This is a genomic window from Vogesella oryzae (genome assembly GCF_902829295.1).
Lineage (GTDB): Bacteria > Pseudomonadota > Gammaproteobacteria > Burkholderiales > Chromobacteriaceae > Vogesella > Vogesella oryzae.
On the sequence record NZ_CADEPL010000002.1, the window covers coordinates 1 to 12,581 of the forward strand.

Here is a 12,581-nt window from a genome sequence, read left to right on the forward strand (position 1 = left end):
GAGACGGTGCCCCCCCCGGCCGGCCCCTCCGGCGACCCGTGGCTCGCCCCCGGCCCCTGGCCGGAGGCGCCGGACGTGCGGCCGTCGGTGACCGGCGCTCCCTGGAGGCCGCGCTCCTGCAGCACGCCCGGCGGGGGGGTCAGCTTGTGCAGTCCCGGCAGGCCGTGGGCACGGGGGCCCGGGAAGCGGATCACCGCCACAAAGTCTTTTTCCAGCTCGCCGCGCTTGAACGCCGCCAGCAGTTCGTTCTGGTCGTGGAACACCACCGCCGGCGCTTCCACCACGCGATGTTCCGGCTTCACGGCGGAGACCTTGATCACCGCGCGGCCGATATTGCCGGCCAGCACTTTCAGGCCGCCATCGGCGGAGAACGGGTTGGCCGCGGTACGCAGCACGCTGTCGTCGCCGCTGACGGCCGGCGCCGGACGGAAGGCTGCCTCGCCGTCATTGAGCCAGGCTTCCTGGCTGTGGGCGCGCAGGCCCTTGCCCATGATGGTGGTGACGTCATCGTGCAGCAGGCCGGCATCCAGCAGTTCGCGGATCACGAAGCCCATGCCGCCGGCGGCGTGGAAATGGTTCACATCGGCCTTGCCGTTGGGGTAGGCGCGCACGATCAGCGGCACCACCGCGGATAGCTGGTCGAAATCGTCCCAGTTGATGCTGATGCCGGCGGCACGCGCCATCGCCACCAGATGCATGGTGTGGTTGGTGGAGCCACCGGTGGCCAGCAGGCCGACGATGCCGTTGACGATGGCTTTCTCGTCGATCACTTCGGCGATCGGGGTGAAGCGGCTGCCCTGCGCGCTGATCTCGGCGGCCACGCGCGCGGCCTTGCGGGTCAGCGCCTCGCGCAGCGGGGTATTCGGGTTGACGAAGGCGGCGCCCGGCAGGTGCAGGCCCATGATCTCCATCAGCATCTGGTTGCTGTTGGCGGTGCCATAGAAGGTGCAGGTACCCGGGCCGTGATAGGAGGCCATTTCCGAGGCCAGCAGCGCGTCGCGGCCAACCTTGCCCTCGGCAAACAGCTGGCGCACCTTGGCTTTTTCGTCGTTGGCGATGCCGGTGGTCATCGGGCCGGCCGGCACGAACACCGCCGGCAAGTGGCCGAAGGACAGCGCGCCGATCACCAGCCCCGGCACGATCTTGTCGCACACGCCGAGGTACAGCGCGGCGTCGAACATCTGGTGCGAGAGCGCAATCGCGGTGCTCATGGCGATCACGTCGCGCGAGAACAGCGACAGCTCCATGCCGTCGAAGCCCTGGGTGACGCCGTCGCACATTGCCGGCACGCCGCCGGCGAACTGCGCGGTGGCGCCGGCTTTCAGCGCTTCTTCCTTGATCAGCGCCGGAAAGGTTTCCAGCGGCTGGTGCGCCGACAGCATATCGTTATAGGCAGACACGATGGCCAGATTGGGACGCACGCTGTCCTGCAGGTGGATCTTGATGCCGGCCGGCATGGCGGCAAAGGCATGCGCCTGGTTGGTACAGGACAGCTGGGCACGTTCGACCTTGCCCTGACGCATCGCGGCGCGAACATGGTTCATATAAGCGGTGCGGGTGGCACGGCTGCGTTCGACGATGCGGTCGGTAACGGCTTGGAGAACAGGGTGCAGAGTCATGGTGTTGGCCCGTGTTGCGGTAGTCGAATGGTAGTTTTACTACAGTTTGTTGGCAAGGCATTACGCCGCATTCGCCGCAAAAAAAGCACCACAATCGCCGCAATATTCATATATATCAAGGCATTGATTACGTGTTGGTCGCCGACAACACCCATGCAAGGCAACGAAAAAAGCTGACGGGCCACATAGACAACGCATCGCTGTTTGGTAATATAACTACATCACAACTCTACCGTGCGAGAGAACATTCAGGATGGACAACGCTAATCTGCACACCCCGGCCTTCGACATGGTGCTGTTCGGGGGCACCGGCGACCTGGTCATGCGCAAACTGCTGCCGTCGCTGTACCAGGCACACGCCGCCGGCCTGCTGAACGAGGATGGCCGCATCCTGGCGCTGGGCCGCCGCGACATGGCGCGCGAGGACTACCTGGCGATGGTGGAAAAGAGCGCACGTATCCATATCAAGGAATATTTCTCCGATGCCGCCTGGCAGGGTTTTCTCGCCCGCGTGGATTACCTCAAGGTAGACGCCGGCACGCCGGAACACTACCCGGCACTGGCGGCAGCGCTGAACCAGCACGTTGGCCGCGTGGCAGTGTGCTATCTGGCCACCGCGCCGGACCTGTTCGAAGGCATCTGCGACAACCTGGCCGCCGTCGGCCTCAACCACGACAAGGTGCGCGTGGTGCTGGAAAAGCCGCTGGGCCACGACCTGGATTCCTCCAACGAGATCAACGAAGCCGTCGCCCGCCACTTCAAGGAAGAGCAGCTGTACCGCATCGACCACTACCTAGGTAAGGAGTCGGTGCAGAACCTGCTGTCGATCCGCTTTGCCAACGCGCTGTTCGAACCGCTGTGGCGCCGCGAGTGGATCCACAACGTGCAGATCACCATCTCGGAAGACCTCGGCGTCGGCACCCGCGGCGACTTCTACGACAACACCGGCGCACTGCGCGACATGGTGCAGAACCACCTGCTGCAGCTGCTGTGTATCGTGGCGATGGAGCCGCCGGCCAACCTCGGTGCCGACGCGGTGCGCGACGAGAAGCTGAAGGTACTGAAGGCGCTGCGCCCGTTTACCGAGCAGGACGTGGCCGGCAAAACCGTGCGCGCGCAGTACAAGGCCGGCGCGGTGGGCGGCCAGCCGGTAGTGGGCTACCTGCAGGAGCAGGGCATTCCCGCCGCCAGCCAGACCGAGACCTTCGTCGCCATCAAGGCCGAGATCGACAACTGGCGCTGGGCCGGCGTGCCGTTCTACCTGCGCACCGGCAAGCGCATGCAGGAACGCGTGGCCGAGATCGTGATCAACTTCCGCGACGTGCCGCACCACCTGTTCCCCAGCCCGATGGGCCTGAACACCGCCAACCGGCTGGTGATCCGCCTGCAGCCGGAAGAAAGCATCCGCCTGTACTTCCTGTCCAAGGAACCGGGTGACACCCAGCGCCTGCAACCGGTGCACCTGAACCTGGACTTCCACGAATCGTTCAAGGCCCGCCGCGCCGACGCCTACGAGCGCCTGCTGCTGGACGTGATCCGCGGCAAGCTGGCGCTGTTCATGCGCCGCGACGAGCTGGTGGAAGCCTGGCGCTGGGTGGAGCCGATCATGGACCACTGGCAGCACAGCACCACCCCGCCCAAGCAGTACACCGCCGGCACCTGGGGCCCGGCCGCCTCCAGCGCGCTGCTGTCGCGCGACGGGGTGTCGTGGCACGAAGAGTGCTGAGCCTTTAGCCAGCCGGCGCGTAAACCGCTATCGCGGCTACAGCCTGCGGCCAACCTGCAGCACCGGGCTGGCCGCAGCGAATAAAAACAAGGTGCCTCGAAAAACCCTGGTTTCCAATCGAGATAAGTCTCGGCGAGACAAGACGCGAACGAAAAATCCCGACGCCGCATATGACTGATATGTAAGGAGGGATTTTTCGCGAGCAACGCAGTATCGCGACGAAAGCAGGTGTTTTGCGAGGTGCCGAATGACTCAACGGATACACAGATGAAGTTGCACGCATTCCCTTCCGCCGCCGCGGCCAGTGCCGCGCTGGCACAGGCGGTCGCCGCCGATCTGGCCGCCGCCATCGCCGCACGCGGCCAGGCAGTCCTGGCCGTCTCCGGCGGCCGCTCGCCGGTACCGTTCCTGCAGGCGCTGGCCGCAGAGGACATCAACTGGCAACAGGTTACCGTCACCCTGGTAGACGAGCGCGTGGTGGCGCCGGATCACGCCGACAGCAATGCCGGCCTGGTGCGCGAGCACCTGCTGCAGGGCCGCGCTGCCGTGGCCGCCTTCCTGCCGCTGGTCAACAGCGGCAGTGACCCGCAGGCGGAGCTGGCCACCGCCAGCACGCTGTGGCGCACGCCGGACGTGGCGGTGCTGGGCATGGGTGAAGACGGCCACACCGCCTCGCTGTTCCCGGCCGCCAGCAATCTGGCCGAAGGCCTGGCGGCGGCCAACCCCGCCGCGCTGCTGGTGGTGGTGCCGCCGGCCGCGCCGCACACCCGCATCAGCATGACGCTGGCCGAGCTGCAGCGCAGCGGCAAGCTGTACCTGGCGATTGCCGGCGACAGCAAGCGCCGCGTGCTGGATGCCGCCGCAGCCGCCGTCAGCGACACGCTGCCGATCAGCCATTTCCTGACCGCCGCTGCCCGTCCGCTGGACGTGTACTGGTCCGCCTGAGCGAGGGATACCGTAACCATGAACAGCCTGCACCCCTACCCGCGCCTGCTGGCCGACATCGGCGGCACCAATGCCCGTTTCGCGCTGGAAACCGCGCCCGGCATCATCGAGGACATCGATGTACTGCCGTGCAACGATTACCCGACGCTGGCCGATGCCATGCGTGCCTATCTGCAACGTGCCGGCACCCGCTCGGTGAGCCATGCCGCCATCGGCATCGCCAACCCGGTGACCGGCGACTTCGTGCAGATGACCAACCACCACTGGGCGTTTTCCATCGAAGCCACCAGGCAGGAACTGGGCTTTGCCACCCTGCTGGTGCTGAACGACTTCACCGCGCTGGCACTGGCGCTGCCGCACCTGCCGGCGGCCGAACTGGTCCAGGTCGGCGGTGGCGAGCCGCGCCACGGCGCCAAGGCGCTGATCGGCGCCGGCACCGGCCTCGGCGTGTCCGGCCTGTTGCCGCACGGCGGCAGCTGGGTGGCGATTGCCGGCGAAGGCGGCCATGTGTCGTTTGCGCCGGTGAACGACGAAGAGGCCGCCATCCTGCACTACGCGCAGGGTCGCCTCGGCCAGCACGTGTCCTGCGAGCGCTTCCTGTCCGGCCCCGGCCTGGAGCTGATTCACGACGCACTGGCGGTAGCGGACGGCGAAGCTGCCGGCCAGCTGTCGGCGGCGCAGATCAGCGAGCGCGGCCTGTCCGGTCGCGACCCGCGTTGCGTGCGGGTGCTGGAACACTTCTGCGCCATGCTCGGCACCGCCGCCGGCAACCTGGCGCTGACGCTGGGCGCGGTTGGCGGGGTGTATATCGGCGGTGGTATCGTGCCGCGCTTTGGCGACATGTTCGCCCGCTCCGCCTTCCGCGAGCGCTTCGAAGCCAAGGGCCGCTTCCGCGACTACCTGGCCGCCTTGCCGGTGTACGTGATTCACAGCGCCTACCCGGCGCTGACCGGCGTGCAGGCCGCACTGGCCGACCACCTGGGGGATAACCATGCTTGAAAAAATCCGCGCAGACCTCGACAAGCTCTCCGGCGCCGAGCGCCGGGTGGCAGAACTGGTACTGGCCCAGCCCTACACCGTGATGCAGTCGGCAGTGTCCGATATCGCCACCAGCGCCGGCGTCAGCCAGCCGACGGTGATCCGCTTCTGTCGCAGCATGGGCTTTAGTGGTCTGTCGGATTTCAAGCTCAAGCTCGCCGGCATCCTGGTAGGCGGCGTGCCCTATGTGCACTCCAGCGTGCGCCCGGAAGACCCGGTGTCGGAGATCACCGCCAAGGTGTTCGACAACACCGTTACCGCGCTGCTGAAGTGCCGCAACGACATCAACCCGCAGGCAGTGGACGACGCGGTGGACCTGCTGGCCAATGCCAAGCGCATCGAGTTCTACGGCCTGGGCAACTCCGGCATCATCGCCGCCGACGCGCAGCACAAGTTCTTCCGCTTCGGCATTCCCACCGTGTCCTATGCCGACAGCCACATCCAGATCATGGCCGCCGCGGTGCTGGGGCCGGACGACGTGGTGGTGGCGATTTCCAGCTCCGGCCGTTCGCGCGAACTGATGGACGCGGTAGACATGGCGCTATCCACCGGCGCCAAGGTGATTGCCATCACCGTGCCGGACACCCCGCTGGCACACAAGGCCAGCGTGACGCTGGAAGTGGACTCGCCGGAAGACAGCGAAACCTACAGCCCGATGCTGTCGCGCATCCTGCATCTGGTGCTGATCGACATCCTCACTGTCGGCGTGGCGCTCAAGCGCGGCCCCGGCGTAGTGACGCAGCTGGAAAAAGCCAAGCGCAGCCTGAAGCAGAAACGGCTGCGCGGCGACGAAGACCATGACGACTAAGCCGCCTGCCCGCGCCCCGCGCGGCAAGCGCACACCAGCCAGCCCGCCAGAGGTTGGCCGCAACAAGACGACAAAGAGACCCGGAGCCATCATGAGCAAACTGACGCAACTGCCCGCCTGGAACGCCTTGTGGGAGCACTTCGCCGACGCCAAGCAGCTGCACATGCGCGAGCTGTTCGAAACCGACCCGCAGCGCGCCGAGCGCTATTCGCTGGAAGTGGGCGGCCTGTTTCTCGACTACTCCAAGAACCGCCTCACCGACGACACCCTGAAGGGGCTGATGCAGCTGGCACGCGAAGCCGGCCTGCCGGCGCGCATCAAGGCCATGTTCAAGGGCGAAAAAATCAACAGCACCGAGAACCGCGCCGTGCTGCACGTGGCGCTGCGCAACCGCACCAACTCGCCGATTCTGGTGGATGGCGAGGACGTGATGCCGAAGGTGAACTCGGTACTGGCGCGCATGGGCAAGTTCGCCCACGCAGTGCGCAGCGGCGACTGGCTGGGCTACACCCACCAGCCGATCACCGATGTGGTGAACATCGGCATCGGCGGCTCCGACCTCGGCCCGCTGATGGTATGCAGCGCGCTCAAGCCCTACGGCCACCCGCGCATGAACATGCACTTCGTGTCCAACGTGGACGGCGCGCAGCTGAAGGAAACGCTGAAGAAAGTACACCCGGAGACCACGCTGTTCGTGGTGGAATCCAAGACCTTCACCACCCAGGAAACGCTGACCAACGCGCTGACCGCGCGCGAATGGTTCGTGGCGCGCGCCCGTGACGAAAAGGCGGTGGCCAAGCACTTCGTGGCGGTGTCCACCAACAAGAAGGCGGTGGCCGAGTTCGGCATCGATCCGGCCAATATGTTCGAATTCTGGGACTGGGTCGGCGGCCGTTACAGCCTGTGGTCGGCCATCGGCCTGCCGATCATGTTGTACCTGGGTGAGGAGAACTTCACCGAACTCTTGAACGGCGCCCACATCATGGACCAGCACTTCTACAACGCCTCGTACGAAGAGAACATGCCGGTGCTGCTGGCGATGATCGGCATCTGGTACATCAACTACTACGGTGGCGGCAGCCATGTGATTGCGCCGTACGACCAGTACCTGCACCGCCTGCCGGCCTTCATCCAGCAGCTGGACATGGAATCCAACGGCAAGAAGGTGTGCGTGGATGGCAGCACGGTGAACTTCGAGACCGCGCCGATCATCTGGGGCGAAACCGGCATCAACGGCCAGCACGCTTTCTTCCAGCTGCTGCACCAGGGCACCCACATTTCGCCGATCGACCTGATCTGCTCGCTGGAAAACCGCACCAGCCTGCCGGGCCACCACGAAATCCTGCTGGCCAACGTGTTCGCCCAGGCCGAAGCTTTCATGCGCGGCAAGACCGCCGACGAAGTGCGCGCCGAGCTGGCGGCACAGGGGCGGGAAGGCGCGGCGCTGGAGGCGCTGGTGCCGCACAAGGTGTTCGACGGCAACCGCCCGACCAACACCCTGCTGATGGACCGCCTCGACCCGCGCAACCTCGGCAGCCTGATCGCGCTGTACGAACACAAGATCTTCGTGCAGGGCGTGATCTGGGGCATCAACAGCTTCGACCAGTGGGGGGTGGAACTGGGCAAGCAACTGGCCAAGACCATTCACGCCGAGCTGGCCGGCAAGCTGGCCTCGGCGCCGCACGACAGCTCGACCCGCCTGCTGATCGAACGCTACCGCCGCGCCAACCGCAACCAGTAAGCGCCGCGCAGGCAAACAAAAACCGGACAGAACATCTGTCCGGTTTTTTTGCGGCCAACGTTGGCCGCATGCCAACGCTGATGAAAAATGGCAGGCCGCAGCCTGCCATGTTCTGGTGCTGCCGGCTTACAGCGAGCCGTAGGAATGCAGGCCGGTGAGGAACATATTGACGCCGATGAAGGCGAAGGTAGTCACCAGCAGGCCGATCACCGCCCACCACGCCAGCGGCTCGCCGCGCCAGCCTTTCACCAGCCGCACGTGCAGCCAGGCGGCGTAGTTCAGCCATACGATCAGCGCCCAGGTTTCCTTCGGGTCCCAGCTCCAGTAGCCGCCCCAGGCATCCGCCGCCCACATCGCGCCGAGGATGGTGGCGATGGTGAAGAACAGGAAGCCGACCGAGATCGCCTTGTACATCATCTCGTCGATCACCTCCGGCTTGGGCAGCTTGTCGGCCAGAATGCCGCGCCGCGCCAACAGCTGCGCCACGCCCAGCATCGCCGACAGCGAGAAGGCGCCGTAGCCGACAAAGTTGGCCGGCACGTGAATCTTCATCCACCACGATTGCAGCGCCGGGATCAGCGGCTGGATCTGGTGCGCCTGGCGGTCGAAGGTGTACCACAGGATGAAGCCGACCGCGGCGCTGATCACCAGCAGCACGAAGGCGCCCAGCTGGCGGGTGGCGAACTTGGCCTCGTAGTACAGGTACATCAGCGCGGTAATCAGGCAGAACAGGATGAACACTTCGTACAGGTTGGAGACCGGGATGCGGCCAACGTCCGGCGCGATCAGGTAGCTCTCGTACCAGCGGGTGAACAGGCCGGACAGCGCGAACGCCGCGGCGGACCAGGTCAGCCCGCTGCCGATGCGCGCCAGCAGTGCGGAGCGCGCGATCAGCCCGCCCCAGTACACCACGGTGGCGAGGTAGAACAGCGTGCACATCCACATGAAGGCGGTCTGGCTGGACAGCAGGAATTTCAGGCCGAAGCTCTGGCCGGCGCGTGCCAGATCATGGTCGTACAGCTGGATCGCCAGCAGCGACATGGCACCGGCCAGCGGGAAGAACCAGCGCCAGCTCTTCCAGAACCAGCCCAGCGCGATCAGGCTGACGCTGCTGCCGGCAAGGATCAGCTGCTCGTAGTAGTCCATCGCGCTGCCGTACAGGCTGAAGCTGTACCCGGCGGCGGCAATGATCAGCGCGGCAAACAGCCAGTCGCCCGCGGCCAGTCGCTTGTAGAACGGTTGTTGCAGGGTCATTTCCATCATGCTTCTCCCCCCCCGCCTTGCGGCGTGGCGACGATTTGCGCGAAATCGCGATCCAGATCGTGATTGTGGCGGTTGCTGCTCATCGCCACCCGTACCCGCCCCGGACGCAACACTAGCCACATGCGCACTTCACGGATATAGAACATTAGGATGATGCCGATCACCAACAGCAGCGAACCGAGGTAGACCAGGTTCTTGCCGGGCGAGCGCGTCATCTGCAGGCCGGAGGCCTGCACCTGGTCGAAACCGGTGAGCTCCAGATACACCGGCGCGACGTAATCGTTGAAGCTGCTGACGGTCACCAGGCTATCGAGCAGGAAGCGGTAGTGCTTCTCGTCCTGCGGCCACGGCTTGAGACCGGCCTTGTCCTGCGCCACCGCCATCACGTCGACGATGGCGCCCTGCAGGATCTTGATATAGGTCTGCGCGATGGCCTGGCGCTTGTCGGCCGGCACTTTCTCGTCGAGGAACTGCTCCAGCGCGGCAAAGCCGCCGGCACTGAAGCGGCCCAGCACCCAGCGCACGCTGTCGGCAAACTGCTGCTTCATCGCCGGGCTGATGGCCTTGCCCTGCAACGCCTTGTCTGCGGTGCGCTGCGCCATCTCCTGGTACCACGCCGGATTGTTCAGCGCCGCGCGCAGGCGCATGAAGCTGTCGATCTTCATGTCGTCATCCAGCGGGATGCGCAGGTACTGGAACGGCTGCGATACTTCGCTGCGCACGCCGGCGATCTGGTACATGGCGCCGTCCTGCTGCATCGGCGACATGTATTGCTGGAATTCGCGCGCCTGACCCTGGCTGTCGCGCAGCTTGAAGGTAATCGACGGGCCGACGTTCTTCAGCTGCTTGTTGTCCTGCTTCACTTCGCGCGCGTCCTGCATGCGCTGGCCGAGGCTCTTGCTGCCATCCGGCCCCTTGCCCATGTTTTCCACGTTGAACACGCGCAGTTCGCCGAATTCCAGCTGGTAGTCCTTGCCGTTGGCCTTCAGCGGCTGCGCGGCCAGCGACACGCCCTTGATGTCCACCGGCGCCTGTTGCGGCGCGGCCAGATTCCAGGCGCGCAGCTGCAGCGGTGAACCACCATCGCCGAAGCTGGCCTGGTAGATGGCGACACCATCGACGATCAGCGGGTGGTTGACCTTGACGGTGGCCGGCGTCTCCTTGCCGCTGTGCTTGTCGGTCACCACGATGTCGCTGGCAAACAGCTTGGGCATGCCGTTGCTGTAGTAGTCGACGTGGAATTTCTTCAGCGTGACGATGAACGGCAGCTCCTGCACCAGGTAGCCGTTGCCGCTGTTAAGGAAGATCACGTCGGCGCTCTTGTTCTCGGCCACGGTGACATTGCCGCGGAACGACAGGTTGGCCGCGGTCAGCCGGCTTTGCGCCGGAATCTGGCTCTGCGGCAGGTCGCGGGTTTCCGGCACGATTTTGCCGAACAGCTCGCCCAGTTTCAGCGGCAGGTTGCCGTCCATCAGGCCGCCGATACAGATCACCACCAGCGCGATGTGGGCAAAGAAATAACCCAGCTTGTTGGCCGCACCTTTCTTGGCGGCCAGCACCACGCTGCCATCGTCGCGTTCGCGGCGTCTGTAGCGCATGCCGCGCTGCTGCAGCAGGGTAATGGCGCCCGCCTCGTCCAGCGCAATGTCCAGCTCGCGGCTGTGCTTCATCGCCGCCAGCGAGTTGTCGCTGGCCTTCTCGCGGTAGGCGCGCATCTCGTGCAGGAAGCCCGGGCCGTTACGCACGATGCACAAGGTGGTGGAGGTCACCAGGAAGGCCAGGATGGTGAGGAACCAGGCCGAGTGGTACACGTCGTACAGCCCCAGCAGCTCGAAAGCCTTGAACCAGAACGGGCCGAATTCGAAAGCGTAATTGGGATAGGGTTCGTTCTGCTTGAGCACGGTGCCGATCACCGAAGCGATGGCGAGAATGGTCAGCAGACCAATGGCAAAGCGCATCGAGCTGAACAGTTCGTACAGCTGGTAGCCGGGTGAGGTGCGTTTTTTGCTGGTCATTTTTCTAGTTTCGGACGCGACAAAGGGGGCGCGAAGCCCCCTTTGGAATACCGCAGCGCAAAAAAGTTGCGCGGCTTAGCGGAGGCCGGAAATGTACTCGGCAACCGCCTTCATTTCGGCATCGCTCATGCGCATGGAGATGTCGGCCATGATCTGGTTCTTGCGATCGGTACCGGCCTTGAAATCGTTCAGCTGCTTGAGCACATAAGCCGCATGCTGGCTACCCAGCGCCGGGAACTGGTCCGGAATGCCGCGGCCGGACGGGCCATGGCAGGCCATACAGGCCGGCACCTTGGTGGCCGGATTGCCGGCGGTGTAAATCTTCTTGCCCAGCTCCATCTGGCTCTTGTCGGCGGCTTCGCGCGGCTTCACCTTCTGGCTGCTGAAATAGGCAGCGACATTACGCATATCGTCCGCCGACAGCGGAGTGGCCATGCCCAGCATGATCGGGTTCTTGCGGTCACCCTTCTTGAACGCCGCCAGCTGGTTTTCGATGTACTTGGCATGCTGCCCGGCCAGAGTCGGGTTGGCAGATGCCACGCTGTTGCCGTCCGCACCGTGACAGGCGGCGCACACCTGGTCCACGATGACTTTGCCCTTTGCCGGATCGGCCTTGGCTGCCGGAGCCGGGGTGGCGGCCATCGCGCTGGCTGCAAAGCCTGCAGCGGCGATAGCCAACAGCATCTTACGTTTCATGGTCGCTCCTAGTGAGAGATAGCGTAAATATCTGTAAAGGTGGCAATTTCAAACCTGCTATTCTATATCAATTGACTTTACCCTTACTACTATGTCGATTTTTCAGAAAGCGCAGTTTTTTACCACAGTAAACCATTTGCGGGACCTGCCGCCCACCCGCTGCGAGGTGGCTTTCGTCGGCCGTTCCAATGCCGGCAAATCCAGTGCCATCAATACCCTGTGCAATCGTACCCGTCTTGCCTTCGTGTCGAAAACGCCGGGACGCACTCAGCATATTAACTTCTTCGACCTGGGGCAGGAGCGTTTTCTGGTGGATTTGCCGGGCTACGGTTATGCCGAAGTGCCGGAAGCGATCCGCACCCACTGGGTGGAACTGCTCGGCCGTTACCTGCAGACCCGCGACAGCCTGGTAGGCCTGCTGCTGATCATGGACTCGCGCCATCCGCTGAAGGAACTGGACTGGAAGATGATCGAATTCTTCCACGTCACCCAGCGTCCGGTGCACATCCTGTTGTCCAAAGCTGACAAATTGTCGCGCCAGGAGCAGCAAAAGGTTCTGTCCTCGGTCAAGAAACAGCTCGCCGATTACCCGAATATCACCCTGCAGCTGTTTTCCAGCTCGAAAAAGACCGGTACCGAGGAAGTCTCCCGCGTGGTGGAAGACTGGTTTGCCGCCTGCCCGCTACCGGAAGAAGAAAACTTCGACGATCCGGAAACTTTCGGCGACTGA

10 protein-coding genes are annotated in these 12,581 nt (G+C 64.3%); 6 read left to right on the forward strand and 4 right to left on the reverse strand.

The features are described from left to right. Nucleotides 1-1,619, reverse strand: a 1,619-nt coding sequence (edd, locus tag HU218_RS00530) for a phosphogluconate dehydratase (RefSeq protein WP_174872968.1), incomplete at its 3' end; no start/stop codon positions are given. 253 nt (nucleotides 1,620-1,872) lie between these two features. On the opposite strand from edd, the gene zwf reads away from it, so the two are divergent. The 5 genes from zwf to pgi all read left to right on the forward strand — a co-directional run bounded on the left by zwf (nucleotide 1,873) and on the right by pgi (nucleotide 7,877). Continuing rightward, nucleotides 1,873-3,345: a glucose-6-phosphate dehydrogenase gene (gene zwf / locus HU218_RS00535; protein ID WP_174872969.1), complete on the forward strand. Its 1,473-nt coding sequence runs from the start codon at nucleotides 1,873-1,875 to the stop codon at nucleotides 3,343-3,345. A 267-nt stretch (nucleotides 3,346-3,612) separates the two neighbouring features. Then, nucleotides 3,613-4,290, forward strand: a complete 678-nt coding sequence (gene pgl / locus HU218_RS00540; protein WP_174872970.1) for a 6-phosphogluconolactonase — start codon at nucleotides 3,613-3,615, stop codon at nucleotides 4,288-4,290. A gap of 18 nt (nucleotides 4,291-4,308) precedes the next feature. After that, nucleotides 4,309-5,289, forward strand: a complete 981-nt coding sequence (locus HU218_RS00545; protein ID WP_174872971.1) for a glucokinase — start codon at nucleotides 4,309-4,311, stop codon at nucleotides 5,287-5,289. Then, a complete protein-coding gene (gene hexR / locus HU218_RS00550) occupies nucleotides 5,282-6,136 on the forward strand; it encodes a transcriptional regulator HexR (RefSeq protein WP_174872972.1) in 855 nt (284 codons plus the stop codon). Before HU218_RS00545 ends, hexR begins: the two co-directional genes overlap by 8 nt. A gap of 91 nt (nucleotides 6,137-6,227) precedes the next feature. Further along, a complete protein-coding gene (pgi, locus tag HU218_RS00555) occupies nucleotides 6,228-7,877 on the forward strand; it encodes a glucose-6-phosphate isomerase (protein ID WP_174872973.1) in 1,650 nt (549 codons plus the stop codon). 126 nt (nucleotides 7,878-8,003) lie between these two features. On the opposite strand, the gene ccsB is transcribed toward pgi, so the two are convergent. The 3 genes from ccsB to HU218_RS00570 form a co-directional block, all read right to left on the reverse strand. Then, on the reverse strand, nucleotides 8,004-9,140 hold the full coding sequence (gene ccsB, locus HU218_RS00560) for a c-type cytochrome biogenesis protein CcsB (RefSeq protein WP_425509238.1): 1,137 nt from the start codon (nucleotides 9,138-9,140) through the stop codon (nucleotides 8,004-8,006). Beyond that, entirely contained in the window at nucleotides 9,137-11,155 is a 2,019-nt protein-coding gene (locus HU218_RS00565) for a cytochrome c biogenesis protein ResB (protein WP_174872974.1), read from the reverse strand. Before HU218_RS00565 ends, ccsB begins: the two co-directional genes overlap by 4 nt. Before the next feature lie 75 nt (nucleotides 11,156-11,230). Further along, complete coding sequence (locus HU218_RS00570; RefSeq protein ID WP_174872975.1) at nucleotides 11,231-11,851, reverse strand: c-type cytochrome; 621 nt, start codon at nucleotides 11,849-11,851, stop codon at nucleotides 11,231-11,233. Between the two features lie 91 nt (nucleotides 11,852-11,942). Between HU218_RS00570 and yihA the strand changes: the two genes are divergently transcribed. Next, nucleotides 11,943-12,581, forward strand: coding sequence for a ribosome biogenesis GTP-binding protein YihA/YsxC (gene yihA, locus HU218_RS00575; protein WP_174872976.1), 639 nt, complete (start codon nucleotides 11,943-11,945; stop codon nucleotides 12,579-12,581).